The organism is Streptomyces sp. NPDC107521 (assembly GCF_055598485.1).
Window position 1 is genome coordinate 1 of record NZ_JBVKAT010000004.1, and the last position, 26,122, is coordinate 26,122.

The 26,122-nt window shown below is 70.9% G+C and carries 22 protein-coding genes and 5 tRNA genes; 25 read left to right on the top strand and 2 right to left on the bottom strand.

The genetic code is table 11. From position 1 onward, the window contains the following. Positions 1-124: 124 nt before the first annotated feature. From glpK to ACZ7LB_RS07790, 4 genes are all read left to right on the top strand, one after another. Entirely contained in the window at positions 125-1,696 is a 1,572-nt protein-coding gene (gene glpK / locus ACZ7LB_RS07775; RefSeq protein ID WP_471466074.1) for a glycerol kinase GlpK, read from the top strand. A 1-nt stretch (position 1,697) separates the two neighbouring features. Beyond that, a complete protein-coding gene (locus ACZ7LB_RS07780) occupies positions 1,698-2,636 on the top strand; it encodes a DUF7973 family transport facilitator (protein WP_471466075.1) in 939 nt (312 codons plus the stop codon). A 353-nt stretch (positions 2,637-2,989) separates the two neighbouring features. Next, positions 2,990-3,838 (top strand): alpha/beta fold hydrolase, encoded by an 849-nt coding sequence (locus ACZ7LB_RS07785; protein WP_471466076.1) that lies wholly within the window; start codon positions 2,990-2,992, stop codon positions 3,836-3,838. A 288-nt stretch (positions 3,839-4,126) separates the two neighbouring features. After that, on the top strand, positions 4,127-4,537 hold the full coding sequence (locus tag ACZ7LB_RS07790; protein WP_471466078.1) for a hypothetical protein: 411 nt from the start codon (positions 4,127-4,129) through the stop codon (positions 4,535-4,537). Positions 4,538-4,585: 48 nt separating this feature from the next. Here ACZ7LB_RS07790 and ACZ7LB_RS07795 read toward each other — a convergent pair whose 3' ends face one another. Then, on the bottom strand, positions 4,586-7,348 hold the full coding sequence (locus ACZ7LB_RS07795) for an NACHT domain-containing protein (protein ID WP_471466080.1): 2,763 nt from the start codon (positions 7,346-7,348) through the stop codon (positions 4,586-4,588). A 2,604-nt stretch (positions 7,349-9,952) separates the two neighbouring features. On the opposite strand from ACZ7LB_RS07795, the gene ACZ7LB_RS07800 reads away from it, so the two are divergent. The 9 genes from ACZ7LB_RS07800 (at position 9,953) to ACZ7LB_RS07840 (ending at position 15,574) form a co-directional block, all read left to right on the top strand. Beyond that, positions 9,953-10,906 carry a protein phosphatase 2C domain-containing protein gene (locus ACZ7LB_RS07800; RefSeq protein WP_471466082.1) on the top strand — a complete coding sequence of 318 codons (954 nt, stop codon included), beginning with the start codon at positions 9,953-9,955 and terminating at the stop codon, positions 10,904-10,906. 28 nt (positions 10,907-10,934) lie between these two features. Next, entirely contained in the window at positions 10,935-11,771 is an 837-nt protein-coding gene (locus ACZ7LB_RS07805) for a thiamine pyrophosphate-binding protein (protein ID WP_471466084.1), read from the top strand. After that, positions 11,707-13,269 (top strand): recombinase family protein, encoded by a 1,563-nt coding sequence (locus tag ACZ7LB_RS07810; protein WP_471466086.1) that lies wholly within the window; start codon positions 11,707-11,709, stop codon positions 13,267-13,269. Before ACZ7LB_RS07805 ends, ACZ7LB_RS07810 begins: the two co-directional genes overlap by 65 nt. A gap of 346 nt (positions 13,270-13,615) precedes the next feature. Continuing rightward, positions 13,616-14,509 (top strand): endonuclease domain-containing protein, encoded by an 894-nt coding sequence (locus ACZ7LB_RS07815; RefSeq protein WP_471466088.1) that lies wholly within the window; start codon positions 13,616-13,618, stop codon positions 14,507-14,509. Positions 14,510-14,769: 260 nt separating this feature from the next. Further along, positions 14,770-14,851, top strand: a tRNA-OTHER gene (locus ACZ7LB_RS07820). A 14-nt stretch (positions 14,852-14,865) separates the two neighbouring features. Then, positions 14,866-14,939: transfer RNA gene (locus tag ACZ7LB_RS07825), tRNA-Arg, on the top strand. Positions 14,940-15,252: 313 nt separating this feature from the next. Beyond that, positions 15,253-15,327, top strand: a tRNA-Leu gene (locus tag ACZ7LB_RS07830). Between the two features lie 90 nt (positions 15,328-15,417). Then, positions 15,418-15,499 (top strand) — tRNA-Ser (locus ACZ7LB_RS07835). A gap of 3 nt (positions 15,500-15,502) precedes the next feature. Next, positions 15,503-15,574 (top strand) — tRNA-Pro (locus tag ACZ7LB_RS07840). 53 nt (positions 15,575-15,627) lie between these two features. Here the strand turns inward: ACZ7LB_RS07840 and ACZ7LB_RS07845 are convergent. Then, complete coding sequence (locus ACZ7LB_RS07845) at positions 15,628-16,251, bottom strand: DUF4352 domain-containing protein (RefSeq protein ID WP_471466090.1); 624 nt, start codon at positions 16,249-16,251, stop codon at positions 15,628-15,630. A gap of 83 nt (positions 16,252-16,334) precedes the next feature. Between ACZ7LB_RS07845 and ACZ7LB_RS07850 the strand changes: the two genes are divergently transcribed. The 12 genes from ACZ7LB_RS07850 to ACZ7LB_RS07905 all read left to right on the top strand — a co-directional run bounded on the left by ACZ7LB_RS07850 (position 16,335) and on the right by ACZ7LB_RS07905 (position 26,117). Further along, positions 16,335-16,568 (top strand): hypothetical protein, encoded by a 234-nt coding sequence (locus ACZ7LB_RS07850; RefSeq protein WP_471466092.1) that lies wholly within the window; start codon positions 16,335-16,337, stop codon positions 16,566-16,568. A gap of 95 nt (positions 16,569-16,663) precedes the next feature. After that, positions 16,664-16,873, top strand: a complete 210-nt coding sequence (locus ACZ7LB_RS07855) for an HNH endonuclease (RefSeq protein ID WP_471466094.1) — start codon at positions 16,664-16,666, stop codon at positions 16,871-16,873. A gap of 2 nt (positions 16,874-16,875) precedes the next feature. Then, positions 16,876-17,127 carry a hypothetical protein gene (locus ACZ7LB_RS07860; RefSeq protein ID WP_471466096.1) on the top strand — a complete coding sequence of 84 codons (252 nt, stop codon included), beginning with the start codon at positions 16,876-16,878 and terminating at the stop codon, positions 17,125-17,127. 269 nt (positions 17,128-17,396) lie between these two features. Continuing rightward, the gene (locus ACZ7LB_RS07865; RefSeq protein ID WP_471466098.1) at positions 17,397-17,999 is read left to right on the top strand and encodes a bifunctional DNA primase/polymerase; all 603 of its coding nucleotides are present in this window, start codon (positions 17,397-17,399) and stop codon (positions 17,997-17,999) included. 470 nt (positions 18,000-18,469) lie between these two features. Beyond that, on the top strand, positions 18,470-18,934 hold the full coding sequence (locus ACZ7LB_RS07870) for a phage terminase small subunit (RefSeq protein WP_471466100.1): 465 nt from the start codon (positions 18,470-18,472) through the stop codon (positions 18,932-18,934). Between the two features lie 79 nt (positions 18,935-19,013). Further along, complete coding sequence (locus ACZ7LB_RS07875) at positions 19,014-20,654, top strand: terminase (RefSeq protein WP_471466102.1); 1,641 nt, start codon at positions 19,014-19,016, stop codon at positions 20,652-20,654. A gap of 13 nt (positions 20,655-20,667) precedes the next feature. Continuing rightward, the gene (locus ACZ7LB_RS07880) at positions 20,668-22,194 is read left to right on the top strand and encodes a phage portal protein (protein ID WP_471466104.1); all 1,527 of its coding nucleotides are present in this window, start codon (positions 20,668-20,670) and stop codon (positions 22,192-22,194) included. 151 nt (positions 22,195-22,345) lie between these two features. Then, positions 22,346-23,746 carry a hypothetical protein gene (locus ACZ7LB_RS07885; RefSeq protein ID WP_471466106.1) on the top strand — a complete coding sequence of 467 codons (1,401 nt, stop codon included), beginning with the start codon at positions 22,346-22,348 and terminating at the stop codon, positions 23,744-23,746. Further along, complete coding sequence (locus tag ACZ7LB_RS07890; protein ID WP_471466107.1) at positions 23,743-23,919, top strand: hypothetical protein; 177 nt, start codon at positions 23,743-23,745, stop codon at positions 23,917-23,919. Before ACZ7LB_RS07885 ends, ACZ7LB_RS07890 begins: the two co-directional genes overlap by 4 nt. 91 nt (positions 23,920-24,010) lie before the next feature. After that, complete coding sequence (locus ACZ7LB_RS07895) at positions 24,011-24,661, top strand: hypothetical protein (protein ID WP_471466109.1); 651 nt, start codon at positions 24,011-24,013, stop codon at positions 24,659-24,661. Between the two features lie 24 nt (positions 24,662-24,685). Continuing rightward, positions 24,686-25,081: a head decoration protein gene (locus ACZ7LB_RS07900; protein WP_471466110.1), complete on the top strand. Its 396-nt coding sequence runs from the start codon at positions 24,686-24,688 to the stop codon at positions 25,079-25,081. A 13-nt stretch (positions 25,082-25,094) separates the two neighbouring features. Further along, positions 25,095-26,117, top strand: coding sequence for a major capsid protein (locus ACZ7LB_RS07905; protein WP_471466111.1), 1,023 nt, complete (start codon positions 25,095-25,097; stop codon positions 26,115-26,117). Positions 26,118-26,122: the final 5 nt, after the last annotated feature.

A 26,122-nucleotide genomic window follows, 5' to 3' on the forward strand; every position in this document is an offset into this window, starting at 1 on the left:
CAACACAGCACCCCCAACACCACCCCACCGCGCGGCACCACCCCACCACCAGCACAAACACCACCACCGCACCACCCGGCCACAAACCGGCCCCCCACACACACCAATCCTTCCCACGGGCCCAGTGCTCGCCAGGAAGAGGAACCGGAGCTTCCCCCTCCTAACAGGAGTCCCTTACGTGAGCAAGTACGTCATCGCGATCGACCACGGTACGACCAGCACCCGGGCGGTCATCTTCGACCACGCGGGCCAGGTCGTGTCGCTGGCCCAGCTTCCGCACGACCAGATCCTGCCGAAGCCCGGCTGGGTCGAGCACAATCCCGTTCAGGTGTGGAAGAACACCCAGGAGGTCATCGCCACCGCCTCGATCCGTGCCGGGATCAAGGCGTCGGACATCGCGGCCGCGGGCATCGCCACCCAGCGGGCGACCGTCCTCATCTGGGACCGGCACACCGGCGTCCCCGTCTACAACGCGATCGTCTGGCAGGACAGCCGCGTCGAGCAGTACCCGATCGTGCTGGACGAGGAGGTCGCCACCGGCTTCAAGCTGCGGCTCGGTCTTCCCGAGGGCGCGCCGATGTCCATCCACCGTGCGACATGGATCCTCGACAACGTCTCCGGCGCGCGTGAGGCGGCGGAGCGGGGCGATCTGATGCTCGGCACGATGGACACCTGGCTGGCCTGGAACCTCACCGGGGGAACGAAGGGCGGGGTGCACGTCACGGACGTCACCTGCGCGACGCAGAACTGGCTGATGGACGTCGACACCATGGAGTGGATGCCCGACTTCGCCGAGATCATGCGGGTGCCCGTCGCGATGCTGCCGGAGATCCGCTCGTCGTCCGAGCTCTACGGCCATGGACGGGAGGGCGGCGTCCTCCCCGGAGTCCCGCTCACCGGCATCCTGGGCGACCAGCAGGCCGCCCTCTTCGGACAGGCGTGCTTCACCCCCGGCTCGGCGAAGAGCACCTACGGGACCGGCAACTTCCTGCTGATGAACACCGGTGTCCAGCGCCACGCGTCCCAGCACGGGCTGCTCTCGACCATCGGGTACAAGATCGGCAACGCCCCCGCGATGTACGCGCTGGAGGGATCGGCGGCGGTCACCGGCTCACTGATCCAGTGGCTGCGCGACAACCTGGTGATGTTCTCCGACGCCGAGGACGTCGAGTGGCTGGCGCGCAAGGTGCCCGACAATGGCGGGGCCTACTTCGTCCCGGCCTTCTCGGGCCTCTACGCACCGTACTGGCGGCCCGACGCCCGCGGCGCGATCGTCGGACTGACCCGCTTCGTCAACCGGAGCCACATCGCCCGGGCCGCCCTCGAAGCGGTCGCGTACCAGACGCGCGAGCTGATCGACATCATGCACGCCGACTCCGGCGTCGATCTCGCCGAACTCAAGGTGGACGGCGGGATGACCGCCAACGAGACGCTCATGCAGTTCCAGGCGGACATGCTCGGCGTCGACGTGGTCCGGCCCGTGCTCGCCGAGAGCACGGCGCTCGGAGCCGCCTACGCCGCGGGGATCGCCGTCGGCTACTGGGACGGCGAGGCGGACATCGTCAACAACTGGGCCGAGGGCAGACGCTGGCGCCCGGAGATGCCCGAGGCCGACACCGAGCGCCTGTACGGCGACTGGAAGAAGGCCGTCACGAGGACGTTCGGCTGGGTCGACGTCGAGCAGAAGGAGAACTGACGTGGAGATCACGCTCATCGGCATCATGGCGGCCGCGGCCGGAGGCTTCCTGGGAGCCGTGATCGGCGGACTCATCTCGTTCGTCTTCCTCGGACTCGGGCTGTTCGTCGGCATCGCCGTCGCGGTGGCGACCGGGGACGGCACCTTCCTCGACGTCGTCGCCTGGGGACCGGTCTTCGGACCGCAGACCCTGTTCGCCGGCGGTGTCGCGGCGGCGGCCTACGCCGCACGGATCGGCGTCCTCCCGGGAGGCGGACGGGACGTCGGGACACCCCTGGTGAGCCTGAGCCGCCCCGACGTGCTCCTCGTCGGTTCGGTGTTCGGCGTGTTCGGTTACGTGCTGCAGCAGGCGATCCTCGCCACACCGTGGCTCGACACCCGGGTCGACGCCATCGCGCTCAGCATCATCGCCTCCAGCATCGTGGTCCGGTTGGCCTTCGGCAGGACGGGCATCATCGGCGCGCACAGCCAGGGGCTGACCGGCTGGAGGAAGTTCGAGCCCACGGCGGAGCACACCTGGCTGCCCTGGCAGCAGAAGCCCCTCCACATCACCGTGCTCGGGTTCTTCCTCGGCGGCTTCTCCGCGCTGATCACGCTGGAACTCGCCAGGATGTTCCCCGAGGCGGCGGGCCAGGTCATGTTCGTCGGCTTCGCGATCTCCGCGACGGCCCTGCTCTTCCTCGTCCTCGGGCATCCGATGCCGGTGACGCACCACATGACACTCCAGGGCGCCCTGGCCGTCATGCTGATCTCGGCGCGCTGGGCGGACACCCCGGTCTGGCTCCTGGTGCTGATCGGCGGTGTCGTGGGAGCGATAGCGTCCCTCGTCTGCGAGGCGGCCTCCCGGCTGTTCACGATCCGCGGGGACACCCATGTCGACCCGCCCACCGCGGCGAACCTCGTCGTCGCGCTGGCGCTCAACCTCACCCTCGCCGCCTAGGCTCTTCCGTTCGGCTCAGGCCGGACCCCGCGAGCCCGGCGTGATCCAAACGAGAGGCGCCGGCTCCCGTCCCGCCCGGTCACGGGCGGGACCCCGGCCGTGACCGGGCGCCGTGGTGAGGGTGCGTGGCAGGCGTGGGCCCGGTCGGCGCAACGGGCCGCCACGGTGCGGTGGTTCCGGGCGGACGGGTGGGCCGCTCGGCCCCCTCGCACCGCCGGGGGCACTCGTGGCCGGGACCGGCGGGCCGGCCCCCGGCGCGGACATCGCGGCGGGGGCCGGCCCGCCGGTCCTCCGGCTCCGGCCGGGGCCGTTCCGGACCCGGCCGGTTCGCCGGACGCCGGGACGGTTGCGGCATGATCGGGTCCAGCCGATCCTTCCGGGGGGCCGATGTGGCGTGGTCCGAACGCGTGGTGGTGCGCGACGGTGTCCGGCTGGTCTGCCGGGACCGGGGCGGGCCGGGGCAGCCCCTCGTGCTGCTGCACGGCCTGGCCGGTCACGCGGGGGAGTGGGACGCGCTGGCACGGAGCCTGGACTCCCGGTACCGGGTCGTCGCCGTCGACCAGCGGGGGCACGGCGCCAGCGAACGCCACCCCCGGGACGTCTCCCGGGCCGCCCATGTCGCCGACGTCGTCGCCGTGTCCGAGCGACTGTCGCTGCGACGGCCCGTCCTGGTCGGCCAGTCGCTGGGCGGGCACACGGCCCTGCTCACCGCCGCCGCGCATCCCGGGCTCGTCCGCGCGCTCGTGCTCGTCGAGGCGGGCCCCGGCGGCACGAACCCGAACGGCCCCGCGGACGTCGGCCGATGGCTCGACTCCTGGCCGACACCGTTCCCCTCGCCCGGAGCGGCGGCCGCCTTCCTCGGCGGCGGACCGGTGGGCGCGGGCTGGGCGGCCGGTCTCGAGGAACGCGAGGACGGGTGGTGGCCCCGCTTCGACCGGGACGTCATGGTCCGCTCGCTGGCGGAGAACGCCCGGCGCTCCTTCGGGACCGAATGGGCACGGATCGCGTGCCCCACCCTGGTCGTCCTGGCCCAGTCCGGTTTCATCCCCGCGCCGGAGACCGACGAGATGCTCCGCCGGGGGCCCGTCACCCTGGCCATGAGCGTTCCCGGCACCGGCCACGACCTGCACCTGGAGCGGCCCGACATCCTGGGCACCGCGCTCACGGCCTTCCTCGGGGACATCGAGCGGGGCGGAGCCTGACACATGACCCCGGCGGGGTTCGCCGGGCGGAGGACGAGCGCGGCGAGGCGGAGTCCTGCCGGGTGGCGCGGCGAGTCCGTCGGAGCGGCCGGCGGCGACACGGAACGCCGGAGCCGGTCGAAGCGGTGCCCGACGGCCTCGCGGGCGTGGCGCCGCCGCCGGGGACCGCCGAACCGGTGGCGCTCCGCCCCCTGTTCGAGCGATGGTTCCCGTGGGGGCGGACGTCCGGCGGGTGTTGCCCCTACGCTTGTTCCGGCGGACCCGCACCGGACTTGGGAGGCTGCCGTGGTGCCCATCGCACCGGAACTGCTGATGGCGTTGGCGGGGGGTGCGTTCGGCGCGGCGGGTGAGCAGATCTGGACGTCCCTGCGCGAACTGGTCCGACGGCGGACGCCGGACGACGGGTCGCCGCCCGCCGGCCCGCACGGGGAGGGAGCGGCCGGCAGCGAGCCCGAGGTGACGGAGCTGGAGCGTGAGCCGGGCAGCATCGAGCGGGGCCGTCGGCTGGTCGAGGTGCTGACGCTGCGCGCGGAGCAGGACCCGGAGTTCGCCCGGGCCCTGCGGGAGTGGCGGCGGGCCGCCGACGCGTGCGAGCGCCGGGCCGAATCCGGCGAGGTGCACAACTCGGTCTCCGGCGGCCGGCAGCAGAACGTGATCCAGACGGGGGAGATCAACGGCTCCATCCACCTGGGCGGTTGAGCAGCGGCGGGCACGGTCCGGGAGGAACCCGGCCACGGCGGCGGGCGGTCAGTCGGCACCCGTCCGGGCGCCCTGCCGCCAGCGCGGCCCCGCGAAGCGCGTGAGGGCCGCGGCCAGCGGAGGGTCGATGTCGGTGGTCAGGCCCAGTGGGAAGACCATGGCCCAACCGCCGTCGAGCCGGAAGCGCAGACCGACCCTCGGCGCGTCCGGTGTCGGACGGACCTGCAGTCCGTAGAAGTGGGCGTCCTGGCCGTGGGCCACGACACGCCGTACGGCGATGTCCTCCACATGGCACCACGCGTGCCGGCTCCGCCGTCGTCCGACCGAGGACCGGACGCCCTCCGCGGTGAGTTCCAGCTCCATGCGCCGGGCGGGCAGCAGCAGGCCGACGAGGGTGACCAGGACGCCCAGGGCGGGCCAGAGCAGCAGCGCGGCCCATGTCCCGCCCTCCTGCAGCCGGCCGGTGACGGACACCCGGATGGCCATGACCGCGGTGAACGTGCCGATCAGCGTCCAGTGGAACATCGGCAGGCGCCGGGAGCGGCCCTGGATCCGGAAGACGCTCGGCGAGTCCTCCACGGAGAAGGCCGGGGGCCCGAACAGCGGGACGCCTCCGGGCCCGCCGCCGGAGCGCACGGGGGGACGCGCGGACGGATGGAGAAGGGGCCGCTGAGCCGGTGGCCGGGGCGGGGACGGCCCGGTCCCGGAGACGGGCGGCGGTGTGCCGTCCGGCCGCGCACCCCCGGCCAGGTGCTCCTGCAACCGGCGGTGACGGAAGCGGTAGCTGCCGCCCGCCCGCTGCAACAGGCCCGCGGCGCGCGCGTCCTCCAGGAAGCGCATCAGCGACCAGGGCACCCGCCCCACGAGGGCGAGCGACGTCCGGGCCAGCAGCCAGCGGCTCCACGGGCTCAGCAGGAACAGGGTCACCGAGGCCCCGATCCAGGTGGTGATTCCGGGCCCGATCCCGTCGGAGGTCCCCGGCCCGGTCCGCCAGAACAGGGCCGTGCCGAGGCCGATCAGCGGTGCCACCACGGTGACGGTGGCGACCAGCGCGCGCCGTTCGTCCCGCAGCAGCCCGTCGGGGGTGGCGGCGTCCACGACGTCGGCGGGCGCGGCCAGGACGATCATCGTCACGGCCGGGAGGACCACGCCCACCGAGAACAGCAGCAGGACATGGTCGTGCCCGCCGAGGAAGTACATCGCGAGGAGCCCCACGACGAGCGCGGGACCGGCGAGCAGGACCACGAGACGCAGCGCCGGCCCCACCTTGGAGTGCCGTTCGACGGAGCGGAGGGCCGCGAGGAACCGGAAGGGATCGGCCGTGCGCCGGGGCTCGCCCAGCGGGTGCCCGTACCAGTGCTGCGTCATGGTGCGGCCCACCAGCGAGTAGGTGACGCCGCCGAGCAGCGGGGCGGTCACGCTCAGCTCGCTCAGGAAGGGGCCGGGGGCCAGGCCCGGCGTCGCGGCGGAGACGGCGAAGGAGACCAGGACGCCGACGCCGAGGAGCGCCGGCAGGGCGAGCGCCCGGACCAGGGGCGTCGACGACAGCCGCCACCACGCCAGTTCGCCCTCCCCGCGCCGGGTCATCAGCCGCGCCAGGTACGACAGCCAACCGCGTGCCCGGTCGGGGTTCCACGTCCTCGGCCGGTAGCGCCGGTCCGGGTGCGACGGCAGCGCCGGGAACGAGGCGTGCACGATCCGGTCGAGGAGGTGGGTCTCGACCTCCTCCGGGCTGCGGAACCCGCCCGGCGCCACCAGCTCCGCCGGGTCGGCGGGCCGACGCGCGTAGGCCTCGCGGGTCAGCCACACCATCAGCGGGCTGGTCAGGGCCCGCGCGGCCGGGAAGCGGTCCGGCTCGCGGCGCAGGGCGAGCACCAGCGGACGCCAGTCGTCGGACCGGCCGGAGTTCTCCGCCACCTCGGCCAGGTAGTCGGCGGCCTCCAGCGGGGGCAGCGGCCGGGACTCGACCGTCGTGGCGCCGGGCAGGCCGTGTCCCTCCGCCAGCAGCAGCCGGTACTCCTCGGTCCGCGAGACCAGGACGGCGCCGCTGCCCCGGAGCAGCGGACCGCCGCTCGCCCGGGCGATGCCGCCCAGACCGCTCGCCAGCGCCGCGCAGACCTCCGCCCGCCGGTGGTAAGGGAGTTCGTCCAGCCCGTCCAGCACGGGCAGCACGCGGCGCTGCCGCACCAGCAGCCGGGCGGGGTGCTCGCCGTCCACGAAGGGCAGACCCGGGTGGTCCCGTCGCAGCCGCTCCTCCAGCCACTCGTCGAGGGAGGCCCGCCTGGTGTCCCAGGACTCCAGGGACAGCATCAGCGGAATGGGCGACCCGGGCCGGTCGGGCGCCGGTTCCGGGCTCTCCCCGAGCCGCCGGGCCAGGAGTTCCAGGGCGAGCAGGACGGTGAACACGGTCTTGCCGGAACCGGCCGAACCGAGCACCACCAGACGGCGGTTCTCCAGATGCAGCAGGGCGTCGGCCATGGTCCGTCCGCCGCCGGTGTCGGCCCAGACGGGCCCCGGCGGCGGGGCCGCCGACGCGGGCGTCGGCTCACTCCAGGTCCGCCACTGCACGGGCATCGGCCACGGATCGTTCATGTGCCAGGCGTCGGCCTCGGCCCGCCACTGGTAGAGCAGACTCGCCGTCAGCCCGCGCTCGGCCTCGGCGAGCGGGGACACACCGGGCGGCGCCGCGACCCGGACGCTGAGGTTCAGGTCGCCGTGGAGCACGCCGACCTGGACGAGGTACTCGATGGTGCTGTCCACCACGGTGTTGCTGATGAAGGGCTGCTCCTGGCCGCCCGGCTGCGCCCGCATGGTCATCCGTCCCGCCCCCGTGCCCGGCTCGAACCCCACTGTAATGACTGAGGAGTTGGCACGCACCCGTACGGACCGCGGCACCGGCGCACGCTCATGTCCGCCACGCCCCGGAGCCGCCGCCCGACGGTCCTGCGCCGTGCCGTCCGTGCGATTTTCCGAATGCCCCGTTTTCCTATGGCGCCCGGGGTGACAATCGGGGCCATGAGCCAGCAGGGGGGAAGGTCCACCGGTTCCGGCGGCGACTGGTGGGCGCGGTTGTACGACGACTCCGCCGACGACACGGGTCCTTCCCGGGCCCCCGACTCCCTGGACGACCGCTTCACGTCGGCCGTGGACACGGTCCGGGGCACGAGGACGGTACCGGACGCCGGGGCGACGGGGACCGCCGAGGGCGGGGACGCGGACGACGGGCGGTCCGGCGCGGAGGAGGGGCGTCCCGGCGCGGACGCGGCCCGGGACGCGGGGCCGGATACGCGGCCGGGCGGTGCGGGTGCGGCGCGGAGGGGCGCGGGTCTGTGGGTGCGCGGCGCGCAGTCGCCGGTGCCGGGGTCCGGTGAGGGGGCGGATCCGGGGACGAAGGGTGCGGCGGGGCCGGCGGCCGCGGCGGACCGGCGGCACGAGGGGCCGGACGAGAGGGCGCCGGACCCCGGAGCGGAGGCGCGGGACCCCGGCGGCGACGCATCGGGCGCGAGTGGCGGTGCGCCGCCGTCGGCGCGTGCGTGGTGGGAGCCGGAGGAGCCGCCCCGGCCACGCCCGGACGGTGACGGTGTGCGGCCGTCGGCCCCGGGCGGGGAGGCGTCCCCGGGCGGCGGCGCGGGGGAGGAGCCCGCCGTCGCGCCCACGGCCTCCGGAGCGGCTGCGTCTCCGTCGGGCCCGCTGTGGCCGTGGGACGAGGAGGAGACGGTCGGCGGCTGGTCGTTCCCGCCCGGGACGCTCCCGGCCGCCCCCGACCCGACGGCACCGGAGGACGGCCCCACGTCCCGCCCGGAGGGGGAGCGGGCCCCGGAAGCGCGGTCGGAGGGGGCCGGGCCCCGGTCGGAACCACCGGGCGCCGGGACATCAGCCGAAACTCCGGGGGCCGAGGGCAACACCCCTCGCGCGGCGCCGACGACGGACGGCGCCGACCCGGCGGCGCCCGATACGACGACCCGGCGCGGGACGCCCCCGCCGGGCAAGGACGACGGTGCGCCCGGTGCGGAGCCGTGGTTCCGTGCGGCGGTGTCCCCGTCCGCCTCGGACGCGGTGGCTCCGGACGACGGAGTCCCGGTGGGCGGGGACGGGGTGCCGGGCGGTGAGCCCTGGTTCGGTACGGAGGTGTCGCCGTCCCCGGGAGTGGTGCCCCTGGGCGACGGACCCCCGGCGGGTGCGGGCGAGGGCGAGGGGCGGGCGCCGGGTGCGGAGCCGTGGTTCCGTGCGGCGGTGTCCCCGGCCCCCGACGTGACGGCCCCGGGCGACAGTGTTCCGGTGGGCGAGGACGGGGTGCCGGGCCGTGAGCCCTGGTTCCCCGCGGAGGTGTCTCCCGCTCGCGATCCGAGGGCCCCGGCCGACGGACCCGGCTCCGGGCAGGAGACCGGAGCCGGGCCCGGCACTTCCGCGCCCGTAATCCCCGCGTCCAGTGGTGCCACGCCCGCGCTCGACGAACCGCCGGGCGGAGCGGCTCCCCGGGGCCCCGCGCCGCAGAGCGAACCGCCGGGCGGGACGGCTTCCCGGGGCCCCGCTCCGCAGCCCCGCTCCGCGCTCCGCGCGCCCTGGGAGCCGCCGTCGGGTCTGCCCGCCGTCCCGGTCACCTTCTCGGGCGTGGGCCCGCGCACGGACACGGAACCCGGCGGGCCGGACCCGGGGCGGCCGGACGGCGGCCGGGACCCGGGCCGGGGCGACCAGGATCAGGGTGACCCGGGCCGGGGCGACCAGGCCGGGACCGGGGCGGCCGGTGCCGCGGAGACCACCGCGATACGGCCGCGCGCCCCCTGGGAGCCGCCATCGGGCGCCCCGGGAGCCCCGGTGACCTTCGCCGGCGGGCGCGCCGACCCGCGCTCCGCGCCCCCCGCCCCTACGGGGACCGATCCCCGGGCCCGGAAGGGTCCCCGGCCAGAGGTCTCCGGGGCTTCCCGGACCGCCCCCGAGGAGTCGCCCCCGCCCGGCGACGGCGACGGTGCCGGCGATGGCGACGGTGTCGGTAACGACGTCGGCGCGGTCCCCCCGCTGCCCGTACGGGATGCCCCCGGTGCACCGGCGCCGTCCCGGAAGGACGTCCCCGAAGGTCCGGCCCCGACCACCGACGCCGCAGGGGAAGCGGCGCCCCCGCCCCTACGGGAGTCCCCCCACGCAGGGACCGCCCCGTCCGTCCCGTACACCCCCGGTGAGCCCTCCGCGCCCCTGGAGGAGAACCCCGACGGGGACACCACGTCCCCCGAACGCCTCCCCGAGGACCCGGACTCCTCCCGGCAGGGTGCCGTCCCCCGGGCGGCGGCCCCGCGCACCGCCCCCGGCGACGGGCCCCCGGCCCCTCCCGTCGGCTTCGGTGACCCGGGAGACGTTCCCCCGGCACCGTCCCCGTTCCCGCGTACGCCACCGGGGGAGCGGGCCGGTGGGGAGGGGAGCGTGCCCGCGTACGTCGGGTCCCGGCCGCCCACGTACGAGGCCGAGCCCACCGCCCTGCCCCCCGCCGATCCGGAGGACCTCGGCGGGCTCGTGTCCGACACCGTGCTCGACGGCGCCCGGTACGGGACGTGCACGCTGCGCGCCGTCTCGGTGCGCGGGGACTCCGCCCGGTACCGGGGCGACCCGCGCCGCGACGCCCTGCTCACCGCCCGCTTCGGCACCGGGGACGACGCGCTGCTGCTGGTCGCGATGGCGACCGGCGCCCGCGCCGCCGCCGGGGCGCACCGCGCGGCGGCCGAGGCGTGCCTGCTGATCGCCGAGGCCGTCGGCCGCAGCCACCCGCGGCTCTCGGCGGACCTGCGCGCCGGCCACCGCGGCGACCTCCGGGCCGGGCTGCACCGGCTGACCGACCGCGGCCTCGGCCGGCTCCGCGCCCGAGCCGCCGAACAGGGGCTCTCGCCCGAGGAGTACACCGCCGGGCTGCGCTGCCTGCTGCTCCCCGCCGACCCCGGCTGCCGCACCCGGGTCTTCTTCGGGGTCGGCCCCGGCGGGCTGCTCCGGCTCCGCGACGGTGCCTGGCACGACCTGGAGCCCCGCCCCGGCGGCAGCGGCGGTGCCCCGGGCCCGGCGTCCCCGCGACCCGGCGGGAGGGACCGGCCCGCCGGGGAACCGGGCCTCCCCGCGCCCCCGGCCCCGGACGGCCCGGCCCCCGCCGGACCGCCCCGCGCGCCCTTCCGCTTCCGGGACTGCCTGGCCCGACCGGGTGATGTGCTGCTGCTCTGCACCCGGGGCCTCGCCGAGCCGCTGCTGGACGAACCGGAGCTGGGCGCACTCCTCGCCCGCAGGTGGTCCGCCCCCGGGCCGCCGGGCCTGGCCGGGTTCCTCGCCGATGCCGGGGTCCGGGTCAAGGGCTACGCGGACGACCGGACCGCCGCCGCTCTTTGGGAGGCGTGAGGCCGCCGGGTGTGCCATAGCTAGACGCATGGCCAAACAGAACGTCGCGGAACAGTTCGTCGACATCCTCGCCCGCGCCGGGGTCGAACGGCTCTACGGCGTGGTCGGGGACAGCCTCAACCCGGTGGTGGACGCCGTGCGCCGGCACTCCGGCATCGACTGGGTGCACGTGCGGCACGAGGAGACCGCCGCCTTCGCCGCCGGGGCGGAGGCGCAGATCACCGGGAGGCTCGCGGCCTGCGCCGGCTCCTGCGGCCCCGGCAACCTGCACCTCATCAACGGGCTGTACGACGCGCACCGCTCCATGGCCCCGGTGCTAGCCCTCGCCTCGCAGATCCCGTCCAGCGAGATCGGCCTCGGGTACTTCCAGGAGACGCACCCCGACCAGCTCTTCCGCGAGTGCAGCCACTACAGCGAGCTGATCTCCAACGCCCGGCAGATGCCCCGGCTGCTGCGGACCGCCATCCAGCACGCCGTCGGCCGGGGCGGCGTCAGCGTCGTCTCCCTGCCCGGTGACATCGCCGCCGAGCCCGCCCCGGAGAAGACCACCGACACCGCCCTGGTCACCTCGCGGCCCACCGTCCGCCCCGGCGACGCGGACCTCGACCGGCTGGTCCGGATGATCGACGAGGCCGGGAAGGTCACCCTGTTCTGCGGCAGCGGCACCGCCGGGGCGCACGCCGAGGTGATGGAGTTCGCCGGGCGGATCAAGTCCCCCGTCGCGCACGCCCTGCGCGGCAAGGAATGGATCCAGTACGACAATCCCTACGACGGATACCTGCGTAGGTATACTCCAGCCCATGCAGACACGCGTGTTGGGCGCTCGACGACTGTCCCGCGTCAGGGACAACTCGACATCGTTTGAGCGACAGGGGAGGGCCGTCACTGACGTAACAGCATCCATCGGAGGAAAGGTCATCGCATGGGCTGACGACCCGGACGTCAGTGCGGCGAAGGTATCTCCGGAAGACCGCCCAGGACTGGGCCCGTGGTTCGATCGAGCTGACGAATTCGACGCTATCGCATGGTGGCGGCTCGACAGGGCCGTTCGCAGTATGCGGGATATGGCGTGGCTCGCGGGCTGGGCCAGGGACCACAAAAAGCGACTGATCTTCGCGGAGGGACCGGGCGGAGGACGGCTCGAACTCGACATGACGTCGCCCATGTCAGAGCTGATTCTCATGATTCTGGCGTTCGCAGCGCAAATGGAAGTACAGGCCATTGAGGAGCGAACTCAGGGAGCGGCCGAGTACCTCCGGTCTGTTGGCCGGTGGGGTGGGGGACGCATTCCCTTCGGGAGGGTTCCCGTACCCCACCCCGAGGAGAAGGAGGGATGGTGGCTGGGGCGCCACGACGAGACCGCCGAGATCATCGGCGACATGGTCACGCTGGTCATTGACGGTGCGTCATACCACGCCGTCACTGCGTGGCTGAACGAGAAGCACCCCGGAAAGACGCCTGCCAACCATCGCCGGGCGATGATGACTCCCCCAGGAGAGGAGAACCCGGCGCTCCGGTGGAATCCAGGAATGGTGAGTACCTTTCTGCGTCATCCGTCGCTGCGGGGAAGGCTCATGAAGGGCACTGAGCCCGTGCGGGACGAAACCGGAGAGCCGGTGAGGCTGGGACCCGCCCTTGTCGACGACGAGACGTGGAGGCGCCTTCAGGAAGAGATGGACTCCCGGGACAACCCCGGCCGTCGCCCCAAGAGCGACGCACACCCGCTCCTCGGCGTCCTCTTCTGCGGCTCGTGCGGCGGCAAGCTGTACCAAGGATGGATCAGCGCCGGAGAGCGGCGGAGCGCCAAGCGGCAGTACCGCTGCGCAGCGCGAGCGCATGGGCGGGCGTGCCACAAGCCCGCGTACGTCACCGCGGACCCGGTTGACGACTTCGTCGAGGAGGCGTTCCTCGACGCCCTGAGCCGCTTTGAACTGGTGGAGATCGTCACCGTCCCCGGCGTCGACCACCGAGACGAGATCGCAGAGCTTGAGGGCGATATCGAGACGCTCGCCGGCCAGCTCGCCAACCTCCGCGGCGCTGCTGCCGACGCCGTCGGCCGTCAGATCCAAGGGCGTTCCGACAAGCTGGAGCGGCTCAAGCTGCAACCGGTAGTCCCGGCTCGTACGGAGGAGGTCCGGACCGGTGTGACGTACGGCGACGCCTGGCGTCAGGCGAAAGGGCAGGCGGACATTCGCGGGCGCCGGAAGATGCTCCTAGACGTCGGTCTCCGTGTATCGGTCGGAGAGACGTACCGGGGCGCGCGCGACGTCCGCAAGCGGCTCACGGCGTCGTTCGAGACGCCGGATCACGTCGACTTGGCTCAGGATGCGTTGGATGACGTGCTGGCGCAGGAGCGCTCTTAGGTAGCGGGGCCGTAACGAATCGCCGGGCGTCCGGGGCGGAGGGGCCTTCGTCGATCGGAGCCCCCTCCGCCTCCACCCGGGTCGCGGGTAGCGGTGAGTGACCAGATGGGCTCGCATGTCGCTCACGGTAGCGAGAGGTGCCAAACCGAGTGCCAAAGTGTCGAACTAACCCCCTGTTTTCATTTTTCTCTACACGCGTTAGAGAGAAAGTGAAAAGGGTGGTTAGTTCGACACTTTGGCACTCACTCTGTCCACGGGCCTCCGCGGAGGACGGGGCGGACCCCTGCGACGACCGCCGTCACATCCCGCCGCGATTACGACACCACACAGGTAGGAGGTGGTGTCGATGGCCGGCGCGGATGGGGAAGAGGGGCGGCTGACGTGCCGCCAGGGCGGCTGTGCGGACACGGCCGTGATCGCTGGCCAGTGGTGCCCCCGGCACGCTTTGGGGCGGCTCGGGCGGAGTCTGGCGCGCCCTGCGGCCCGTACGACGTTCAAGAGCAGCCGCGTGGGCCGCACGCTCCCGGGGGAGGGGGTGCGCCGTGACCCCCACGGACGCAAGCTGTGCACCCGCTGCCGGGCGTGGAAGCGGCCCGTGGAGTTCGCCCCGTCCACTGTCCGCCCTGACGGCCTTCAGAGCCGCTGTGCGGCCTGTACGCGGCTCGTGAGGCATCACGTGTCCCGAGATCAATACGAGGCGCTGATAGAGGCTCAGGGGGGCGCCTGTGTCGTTTGCAGACGTCCCCCGGCGGGCGGCCAGGCGCTCGCGGTCGACCATGATCCGCGATGCTGCCCGACGGCCACGGCCTGCGGTCGGTGCGTACGCGGGCTGCTGTGCGCGGACTGCATCACCGGACTAGGGCGGTTCCAGGGCTCCCCGACGGCGCTCCGGGAGACTGCTGCGTACCTGACGGCCTGGAACGCTCGACCACCCCGTGACGTTGTCGAGCCTCCGCCGGGGCGACGGGGAAGGAGGTGGCCGAAGTACCGGCTCACCGATGCGCAGTACGCGGAGATGGTGGAGGCTCAGGGCGGAGCCTGCGCCGTCTGTCGCCGGTCACCCGGCAAGCGCACGCTGTCCGTCGACCGGGACCGCGCGTGCTGCCCTGAAGTGCCGACGTGCGGTCGGTGCGTACGCGGGCTGTTGTGTCTGAGCTGCGTCCTGGGGGTGCAGCGCTTCGGCGAGGATGCGGGGAGGCTTGTCCGGGCGGCTGAATACGTGGCGGATGCATGTACTTAGTCGAAAACTATCACCTTACGACATAACAAGAGTAGACAGGCAGTTTGGCGAGCCGTAGCGACTGGCGTATGGCCCCGCTCCTGTCCTGACGGCCGGCGCCGCTCCCGTGCTCCCCGCACTCTCCTCCGGGTTGAAGCGTGGTTGCAGCGGCCCCGGCCGTCTTAGGTTTCCCGTCCGTCAGGCAGCGTGCGCCGGATCTCGCGAGGGTCGGCACGCAGACGCGGACGGGGAGGACGAGCCGGAGCGATGCGCACGCTTGCGCGGTAGCTCAGTCAGGCAGAGCAACCCGACAAACCCGCTGGGTCACTGAAGGGTCTGTCACGGGTTCAAATCCCGTCCGCAACGGCTCGTCACATGGACCCGTAGCTCAGTTGGATAGAGCGCAGCACTACGGATGCTGAGGGCGGAGGTTCGAGTCCTCCCGGGCCCACGGCTGTAGCGCGAGGCGCCGGGAACGGGGCTACTTGCCGCGCACAGAGGCCGCGGGACGACGTCCGCGACGGCCAACACCCGGGCCTCACGGTCCGGACGCGAGCCTGTGACCGTGTGGGGTCAGGTAGCTGCTCCGGTTCGATGCCGGACAGGCTCACAGAGTCGCCCTACGCCCCTGCCCGAAGCCGCCTCGGGGCATGCCACGGCGGCACCCACCCTGGCGCCTATGACGAGGTGGGCGGGACATCGAGGCCCGCGAGAATCGGCGCGCACCCACGCAACGTCAGGTCGGCTCTGACGGTGGGTGGCTAGCCGCACTGGCCCAACTTGGTAGAGGCGCCTGGCTCAGGTCCAGGAGGTTGGGGGTTCGAATCCCTCGTGCGGTACACAACCCTGGAGCGCTGGGACGCAAGCGGGCCTGTAAAGCCTGCGCCGGCAACGGCTAGCGTGGTTCGATTCCACGGCCAGGGACAAGACGTCACGCGGTGTGAGGCAGTACACGCGCGCCGGGAAGTCCAGTCGGCGGTGGAATCGCGGGTTCGAATCCCGCCGTGACGTCGACGGGACGTAGCCAAGAGGTACGGCGCCCGCTTTGGGAGCGGGAGAGCGCAGGTTCGATCCCTGCCGTCCCGACACAGACACGCCCCGCCCCGGAGGCACGTTCCCGGGAGCGGGGCTGACGTGTGTCAGGAGGACGGCAGCTCCACCACGAACGCCGCATCTGCGTTCGGGTCGTGTGTCCCCACGTAGCTCACGATCCCGCCCTTGGCGGCGACGTCGAGTACGACCTTTCCCGTGACGGACTGGCCGGGCTTGTACAGCGTGTCGAGAGACGGGCCGTCTCCGACCCCTTCCAGAGTCGTAGCGTCCTGCGCGGCGTGGGTGTCGTCCTCCCACTTCATCATCCCGTAGAGCATGACCTCTGCCGGGCCCTCGCCGACGTTCTTCAGCGTCAGCGTCAGTTCGACGAACTGGCCGTGCTCCGGCTTGCTGTCGATCTCTTCCGGTGTCACGTACCGGGCACTGACCACGGTCACGGACATCTTCGATGTCACCCGGTAGTTCTCTCCGGTGTCGTCGGTGTCCCCGTAGTCCCACGTCTTCGTCTCCCCGACCTTCACGACGGGCGCGGGGGCGGATGGAGGCGACGAGGGCGGCTCTTCCGACGGTAGGTCCGCAGGGTCGATCGGCACTTCGGACGCGGGTGGCTGCACCGGGTCGGCGGCAGAGTCGCCCGACGAGCATCCGGACAGCAGGAGTAGCGATACGGCGACGGCCGGCAGTACGGCACGGCGGATGTAGGTGCGCACAGCGCATCCCCCCTGAGTCAGCGGCCTCCCCTGGCCGCACGGAGACGTCAGCGTAAGACATCGGCGCAGGAAGCGGAGGACGAATGGGTGTGGTGTTGCTGGCGCTCGGCTGCCTGCCGCTGGTGGTCGGGCTGGCAGCCGTCGCGGGCGTGGAAGTGATGGTCTACCGAATGCGTACCCGGCGCTGGGGAATCGGCCCTGTCGGGGGTTCCTGGCGGACGGCTATCGGCATCAGCGGTGGCGCGTTCGGCTACGCAGTCGCAGTCTTCCGCGTCCCGACGGAGATGCGTCGTCGGCTCAAGGGTGCGCCGAAGTAGTGGCGTGGGAAGGAAGCACGCGTAGACGTCGCCTTCCGTCGAACTGGTCTGTCCTGCGACGCCGTGTCCTGCGCAGAGACAAGGGTGCGTGTCAGATGCCGTTCTCTGACGGTCGACTGTGCGGCGCAGAAGCCACCGACGTGGACCACATCGAGCCCGGGGACGATCACAGCATGGCGAACCTGCGTGCACTGTGCGCCTGGTGCCACGCCAGGAAGAGCGCGAGTGAGGGAGGCAGAGCAGCGGCTCTCACGCGCGTTCGAATCGATCGCCCGAAGTCGACACATCCGGCCCTGGAGGAGTAGGCGTGAGCGGTGCCCACGTGGTGCTGGAGGAGGCCGACGACACGGGTGAGGACGGCGTGAGCGTTACGCGTGTCCTCGTCAATGGCGTCGACGTTGGTCGGCTCGCCGCCGCTCCGAAGGTCAACATCGGAACAGACCAGAGCTGCACGACGGTGACGATCAAGCTCGTGCCCAGCCGGCTGGAGGTCCGGGGCGAGCACGCCAACAGCGAGCGCAGGGCCCCCCGGGCTGGCTTCAGTTTGAAGATCGAATAGCCCCGCCCGGACCAAGATCAACCAGGGGGGTGACCCCCTGCCGGAAGATCCCCACACCGAAGAGGTGCTGGGCCTCGCTGTCTGTACGGGTCTGGGGGAAGTGGCCGAGGCGTCCGCAGGCGCCCCCCTGGAGGGCCGAACGCCGGCGTACCGGGCTGATCCGAACCCCGAAGCGGGAGACGGGCGCTCAGGGCTCCGCGATCACAGACTTCTGCATCACCCCAGGTCAGGGCTTGTTTTACCGTTACACGCCCCGTAGGATGTACCTCATGAACACACGGAACTGCGAGTGGTGCCCGGAGCACCTCGGAGCGCGGCACTCACACCGTGCCCGGTTCTGCTCCACCCGCTGCCGTGTCGCCGCCCACCGTGCGGCAAAGAAGGACGCGACTCCCCGTGAGCTGACGACCCGCGACAGGTGGGTCCGACGCGACGCGAAGAAGGTCCCATTGACGTCAGCCGGCATGGCAGCGTCGTCGACGGACCCGCGGACGTGGAGCACGCACAAGGACGCCGCCGCATCGTCGGCCGGTGTCGGTCTGGGCTTCGTCCTCTCGGACGTCGACGACATTGTTTGTCTCGACCTGGACCACTGCTTGAACCCGCTCACGGGCCACCTGGCGCCGTGGGCCGCAGCCATCGTGCGCGACGCGGGCGCCACCTACGTAGAGGTGTCCCCGTCCGGCGACGGCCTGCACATCTGGGGCCGCGCTGACGTCCGGCAGGGACGGAAGCTCCGGCGGCCCGACGGTACCGCCGTAGAGATCTACGGCACGGGCCGGTACATCGCAATGACGGGGCGCCGACATGGCGACACCCCGTCAATTCTTGCGGACCTTTCCGCGATGGTTGCTGGGCTGACGGCTCGCTAACTCCCGGGTCGCTTCCTGATCTCGTCCCGGAGATCCCGCACGGCGCGGACCGCACGGGTGGCCTTTTTGCACAGCTCGGGCACCCGATCGAGAATTCCGTTCAGAATTCGCCCGCTATGGCCGACGATGATCAACACTGCGGCGGCCCACGCGAAGATCCCCATTGATTCCTGGCCCTCCATGCCGGGTGGCCGGGCCTTGGCATGGGCGCACTCGGCCCGACCACACATGAACTTCATGTGATCGAAACCGAGAAGCGCCCCGGCGGAGGCGTCGATTTACGGACGCCCCGAGCGAATCTCGACTCTAAAGCTAGGTATTTTTAATCAGTAAATGATATGGGCGCGAGTCGGGTGCGTCCCTGGCCGGACAGGTTCGCTCCCACTTTTCCGGGGTCCCGAAGGGCCCCTTCATGTCCGCTATACGTCCAACGACCTTACCACTATCTGGCGGAGCAGAAGGAGGACCCGATGGCCGGACGAGGCCCCGCCCCCAAGGACCCATCGAGGCGCCGCCGGCGCAACGCCACGGAGCCGGAGACGACGCTCACCCCCGACGACGAACTCCGCGGGCCGGATCTCCCTGACGGCGTCCTGGGCGTCGACGAGAAGACCGGCGAGGTCGTTGAGTGGCATCCGCGGACCGTTGCGTGGTGGGAGTCCTGGCGCACGTCGCCGATGGCTCAGACCTTCGTGGCTACCGACTGGGACTTCCTCATAGACACTGCCCTGATGCACCACACCATGTGGGCGAAGGGCCGCTGGGAGTTCGCCTCCGAAGTGCGTCTCCGTGCCGCCAAGTTCGGTGCTACGCCGGAGGACAGAGCGCGTCTGAAGCTGAAGGTCGACAACCCAATGGCGCGCCCCCAGCCGCACGTACAGCACCCCGGCGGTGCGATCGACATCAACTCGCGCAGGGCGCGCCTGACCGGCTAGGAGACCAGTGCCGCACGTCACCGTGCGCGCCCCCGGTCATGACCGCTCCCGCGCTCTCGGGTGGATGGCGGTCGCGTGGATGGAGTACTTCGTCGTGCACGGCCCCGGCGACGTCCAGGGCGAGCCCGTACGACACGGTGACGAGTACACGGGTTTCGTCGTGGACTGTTACGCGGTCGACGACCACGCCGGGAAGATGCTGTACGACTCCGCCTTCTTCTCCCGCCCCAAGGGCTGTGACAAGAGCGGACTCGGCGCTCGTATCGGCCTCTTCGAAGCCTTCGGCCCCTGCCGCTTTGCCGGCTGGGCTGAGGGTGGAGAGGTCTACCGCGATCCATGGGGCCTGGGTTTCGAGTACGTCTACGAGCCCGGCGAGCCGATGGGCCGGCCGGTCAAGGTCCCGTACCTCCGCATCATGGCGACGGAGGAGGGCCAGACCGGCAACGTCTACGACACCATCTACTTCAACTTGACCGACGAGGCGTCGCCGCTAAGTCAGATTCCGGGAGTCGACCCGGGCCTTACCAAGATCAACCTTCCTGACGGCGGGGAAATCACCCCGTCGACCGCCTCCAGTTCCTCGAAGGACGGCGGCAAGGAAACGTGGGTTTGCTTCGACGAAACGCACCTGTACAACACTCCCGAACTCCGCAGGATGTACGCGACGGTTACCCGTAACCTCCGCAAGCGGAAGAAGGGCGCGGGCACGTGGTACCTCGAAACAACGACCATGTTTGCCCCTGGGCAAGACTCCGTTGCTGAGCGCACGTACGAGGAAGCGGAGGCCATCCGCGAGGGGAAGAAGAAGCGCGGTCGCGCTCGTCTCCTCTACGACCACCGCTACGGCGTCTGCAAGAACCTGAAGGACGAGAACGAACTTCGCGCGGCCCTCATCGACTCCTATGGCGACGCCATGGAGTGGATGGACCTCGAAACGCTCGTCGACGACTTCTACGACCTCCGCAATGACAGCGCCGACGGTAAGCGGTACTTCCTGAACTCCCGGACGAGTAGCTCCGATGCGTGGATGGAGCCGGACGCCTGGGAAGTTTGTCGTCGACCGGAGCAGCTCCAGTCCGGTGACCTCGTCACCCTGGGCTTTGACGGCTCGATTCGGGACGACGCCACGGCGCTCGTCGCCTGCCGCGTCTCTGACGGTCATCTCCAGCTCCTCGGGGTCTGGGAGAAGCCGGAAGGCGTAGCGGGGGAGGGCTGGCAAGTCGACCGCGAGGCGGTGGACAACGCCGTTGCTCGCGCCTTCGACCGGTACGAGGTCTGCGGCTTCTACTGCGACCCGCCGCACTGGCAGGACTACGTGGACAAGTGGACGTCGGAGTACGCCGAAGGGCTCCAGATCAGCGCCACGCAGGCGCGTCCGTTGGAGTGGTGGACGAACCGACCGACGGCTATGGAGCACGCCCTAGACCGATTTATCGAGGCCGTCGACGACAGGGCGCTTTCTTTCGCCGGCACCGCCAAGGCTGAGGACGACGAGTCGGACTGGTCACGGCTGGGCGCCACGCTCACGCGGCATGTCCTGAACGCGAAGCGTCGGCCGCTGGGCCGCAACCACATGGGCATTGGCAAGGAACACCCGAAGTCGCCGAAGAAGATCGACGCCGCCATGGCCGCAACACTCGCTTACGAGTGCCGGGCCGATGCGGTTGCCGCAGGAATCACGAAGCGCAAAAAGAAGACCGGTCGCCTAGTCGCCTTCTGAGGGAGGTCCGTAAGTGCCTATCGATGCATCGAAGGTGGAGTCTCCCGGATGGTGGCTTCAGCGCCTCGGTAAGAAGCTCCTTGACGAGCGGGAGGACGTCACCGACTTCTACGGCGAGACGACCCCGGGGCTCGACACCCTCCGCGACTTCGCCGAGGGACGCCCGCCCGTCCCCCACGTGCTTGGCGTTGACCCGCGCGAGGCGCGCGAATGGATGAAGGACGCGCGTACCAACTGGACGGCTCTCGTCCTCGACTCCCCGACGGAGCGTATGCATGTCGACGGCTTCCGCTTCGGCGATCCGGACAACGACAGTGAGGACGTCCGCAAGGCTGACACCGAAGCCAACCGCATCTGGCAGGAGAACAGTCTCGACGCGGACGCGGACCTGATCCACTACGGTGCGCTAAGTCAGCGAAGGGCTTTCGCTCTCGTCGAGCGGGGCGACGACGGACGTCCCGCCATCACGCACGAGACACCCCGCCAGGTGGCCGTGGAGCACGTCCAAGGGAGCCGACGGAAGCTTGCTGCGGGCCTGAAGCTCTGGCGCGACGACTGGACCGGAAACACCCGGGCCACGTTGTGGACGCCGGACCGCATCTATGACTTCGTGTCAGAGACCGACCTTGTCTCCTTCTCCGGACGTGCCGCCGAACTGCGCGGCTGGGACGCGATGGTCCTGCCTGACGCCTCCGACGGCGAGCGGCCGAACGATCTGGAGGTTGTCCCGCTCGTCCCCTTCATCAACCGCCGTAACCGGCGCCTGACCGGTTTCGCTGAGCACGAGGACGCCCTTAGCATTCAGAACCGGATCAATCTCAGCCTGATTAATCTCCTGGCTGCGATGAAGTACGGGGCCTTCCGGCAGCGCTGGGCCGCCGGTCTGGAGGTTGGGGAAGACCCGGTCACCGGTAAGCCCATCGAGCCCTTCCAACTCGACATTCGTCGGCTCTGGACGACGGATGACTCCGACGTCGAGTTCGGCGAGTTCGCTGCGACAGACCTGAAGCCCTATGTCGCGGCCGTACAAGCTGCGGTGCAGGATCTTGCCGCCATCTCTCGGACGCCTCCGCACTACCTCATCGGGGCCGTTGTCAACGTGAGTGGCGACGCTTTGAAGGCGGCTGAGACAGGCCTGATCTCGAAGGTGCGCGACCGTCAGCGCTCCTTCGGTGAGTCCTGGGAGCAGACCATGAGGCTCGCATTCCGCGTCCTGGGCGACGAGACGAAGTCGACGAGCTTCGCCGCTGAGACCATCTGGCGTGACCCGGAGTCCCGTTCCATGGCGGAGATGGCCGACGCAGCCGTGAAGAAGCAGGCTGCCGGCGTTCCGTGGCGTCAGCGCATGGAGGACATGGGCTACACCCCGACGCAGATATCCCGCATGGAGATCGATCGGGCGGCCGACGCGCTGAACGCTCAGACGGCGCTTGACCCGACGGCCCCGCCGCCTACGTCGCTCGACGGTCGTCGTACGGGACGTGACCGGCGCACCGTGATATCGCGCGGGGCGGAGGACAATGACCCCGTCGCGGCTTGACGAGCGGTACGGCTCTGCTGTCCGCGGCGTCTGGACGTCCGTCCTGGGGCGAGCGAGCCGGGCCTTTCGTGGGCTCGGCTCGTGGCGCGACGCCGACATACAGCGCTTCCAGCGTCAGGCACTTCCGGTCGTCCTGGCTGGGGAGCGCCAGGTGGCGAACCTGACAGCCTCCTATCTGGAGCAGCTTTACAGGGACGTTGACGGAGGCTCCCGGCGGGTGTCGCTGGACCTCGACGAGGTCACTGGCACCGCCCTCCGGGGCGTCGACCCCACCGACGTGTACGAGCGGCCGTTCAAAGAGATGCGCGCCGCCCTGGGCGACGATGTCGACTTTGACGAGGCCCTCGACCGGGGCTCTCATCGCCTAGAGACCATCATCAAGACGGACTTGCAGCTTGCCCGCACGCACACCGTGCGCCAGGTGGCGGCCCGGATGCCACGCTTCACCTACACGGTGCGCGTCCTCCAGGGCGAGTACGACTGCGCCCTCTGCATGATCGCGTCGACGCAGCGCTACCACAAGCGCGACCTGGCCCCGATACACCCCGGCTGCGACTGCCTCGTCAAGCTCGTCACGGCCGACTACGACCCGGGCCAGATCATCGACGAAGACCTCCTGGAGGCCGTACACGACGCGGTCGAAGGCGCGGTCGGCATGTCCGACCGTGGTGGGCGAGCAGTCGACTACAGGAAGCTCCTCTTCACTCGCGAGCACGGCGAGATGGGGCCGCTCCTGACCTTCCGCGACCAGAAGTTCACCGGTCCGAAGGATCTCTCCGGAAAGCGTCGGCGCACTACCGGCCGCCCCGCGCCTTCGACGGACGAGACGGAGACCCCGGACCGTCTGGGGGACAGCCTCGTCGACGTGGACGAGTCGACGGACATCGGCCGCGCCGTGGCTCACGCCCGCGCCGTGATTGCGTCTGTCCACTCGATCGACCGGGACATGCCGGAGATCCCCCTCGTTCCCGAGGACCGACCCGGCTTCCTCGGCTCCTACGTGCGGAACCGGGGCGGCGACTCCATCAAGCTCACGATGAACCCGACCGGCCCATGGCCGCACCTCACGGCCGTGCACGAGCTGGGGCACTTCCTGGACCACCAGGGTTTGCCGACGTTCGGTGTCGCGACGCAAGCCGAGATCGATGAGGGTGGTCTCCTCCACGAGTGGTGGACGACCATCCAAGACACTGCCGCGTATCAGGTGCTCACGTTCATGCGGGAGCAGCCGGACGGGACCGTACTCGGGCACGTCGAACGCAACGGGGTCGTGACAGGGTTCGAAACGGACCGTACGCATCTCGACTACCTGATGTCGCCCACGGAACTCTTCGGACGGGCGTACGCTCAGTGGATTGCCACGGTCTCCGACGACCCCACCCTCCGGGAGGAACTGGAGCGGGCGTCGGACCCGGCGCAGGGCGGCATGCTCGTCAGTGGCTTCATCTCCGGGTACCCGCGACAGTGGAGTGACGAGGACTTCGCGCCTGTCGTCGACGTCATGAACGACCTGTTCCGCCGTATGGGACTGCTTACCGAGGAGGGACTGTGACCGACCGTCTTGCCGACTTGGCTGCCCTCCTGCGTGAACAGGGGCCGGAGGCGGCTGCGGCTGCCGTGGCTGAGTCGCTGCGCGACGCCCCACCGCCCGACGTCGTGTCGTCGAAGGACGCGATCATGCGCGAGTACGGCGACCATCCCGACGTCGACGTGATCGACGACTGACTACGTCCTGACCTGATCGGCTGGCCACTGACGTGGACCGGCCAGTTTCGCATGCCCGACATGGGCCACCTACTCCCGACAGGGGAACCGCATGTCTCGCCGTACTCTCGCACGCCACCGTCGCCTCCTGACCCTGGCCAACGAGCCCTGGACCTTCTTCGAGACCGACCCGAACGACCAGAGCGGCGGGGGAGGTGGCGGAGGCGGCAACACGGTGGCCGTCAACGAGCACGGCTACCCCGACGCTACCCCCGTCGCCGACATGACGGCGGAGCATCGGGCCGCCTACTGGAAGCACCACGCCCGCAAGCACGAAGCGCGCGCGAACGCTGCGCCCGACGCTGCGGAGCTTGAGCGTCTCCGGGCCGCCGACGAGGAGCTGAAGAAGCGCCAGGCGGCCGACCTCAGCGAGACCGAGCGGCTCCAGAAGGAGCGGGACGAGGCTGCGGCCGAAGCCGCCACTGCGAAGGCAGCCGCGGAGGAGGCCCAGCGTAAGGCGCTGGTCCTCGAAGTCGCCGCGGACAAGGGACTCACTCCTGCGCAGGCGGCCCGACTCCGGGGCTCCACGAAGGACGAGCTGGAGGCCGACGCCGACGCGTTGAAGGCGGAGTTCGGCACCACCGGCCAGGGCGACAGCACCGCTGGCACTGCCCGCTCCGGGGGAGCCCGCGGCTCCGATGTCGGCAGCGTGACCACCGTCTCCGCGGGAGCTGAGCGCTACCGCCAGAAGCACGGCAAGTAACCACCTACTACGGAGGGAATCCGTATGGACCTCAGCCTGAAGACTGAGTCGTTCACGCAGGACCGTCGGGACTGGCTGGGGTCCGCCCACGGTACCGACGCTCCCATGAGCGTGACGCTCGACGTCGCCAAGTTCACGGCTGGCACCCACTACCCTGACGGCTTCATCAAGTCGGGCATCTTCCTCGGCAAGATCACCGCGACCGGCCTCTACGGACCGTACGACGCCGCCGCGAGCGACGGCCGGCAGACCTGCGTGGGTGTTCTCTTCACCGCGCAGGACGTCAACGCCCGGCGTGTTGCCTCGGCGAAGGTCGTCGGTTCGATGCTCGTCCACTGCTTCATCCGCGAGGCCAAGCTCCCCGTGCCTGTCGATGCCGACGGCAAGGCGGACGTTGCCGGCCAGATCATCTTCGTCTGAGAGGTACCCCTAGATGCAGCTCATCACTGAGTACGCGACTCCGGCGGAGCTGACCGGCTACGCCCGTGAGGCGCTGCGGGACCGGGAGGAGAATCAGTTCTCCCTGAACCGCTGGCTCCCGAACGATACGGTCAACGACCTCGTCTACCGGTTCAACAGGGGAGGCGGAGGGCTCGTCGAGGCGGCCGTCTACCGGGCGTACGACGCTGAGTCGGACATCGGCTCCCGGTCCGGTGCCGCGCGGGTGACCGGTGAACTGCCCCCGATCTCCCGGAAGTACCCGCTCGGCGAGTACGACCAGATCAAGATGCGGAACGTCGACTCGCAGAAGGCGGAGATCCGCGACGCGATGGAGACGGACGCCGTCAAGGGCGTGACCGCCATCGCGGCGCGCGTCGAGGTTGCGCGGGGCGACGCCATCTTCAACGGTGGCGTGACCATCAACGAGAACCGGGTGTCGGCCGGCGTCGACTTCGGCCGCAAGGCGAATCACTCGGTCACGGCCGCGATTCCGTGGTCGTCGACGGAGACGTCCCTCGCCTACGACTACTTCCAGTCCTGGCTTGACGTCTACAACGACACGAACGGCGATCTCCCCGCCTTCACGCTGATGTCCCGCAAGGCGTACAACTTCCTGCGGCGCAACAAGCAGATCCGGGAACTGGCCTACCGTGGCGCGTCGACGGCCCCGACGGTCCTGACCCGGGATGACCTGAACAACATCCTGGGCGACTTCGACATCCCGCCGGTGCAGATCTACGACGCGAAGGTGTCCGTCGACGGCGTGGCCACTCGCGTGACGCCGGAAGACAAGGTCGTCTTCCTGCCGGCGCAGGGCGATGCGCTGGGTAAGACCCTCTGGGGTGTCCCGGTCGAGGCGAACGACCCCCGCTACGGGCTTCAGGGCGACGCCGCCGGCGTGGCCGTGGGTGCCTACAAGTCGGAGGACCCGCAGACCGTGTGGACCCGGGCGACCGCCATCGCGCTTCCCGTCCTCGGTAACCCCGACCTCACCTTCGTCGCCGACGTCATCTGATCAGA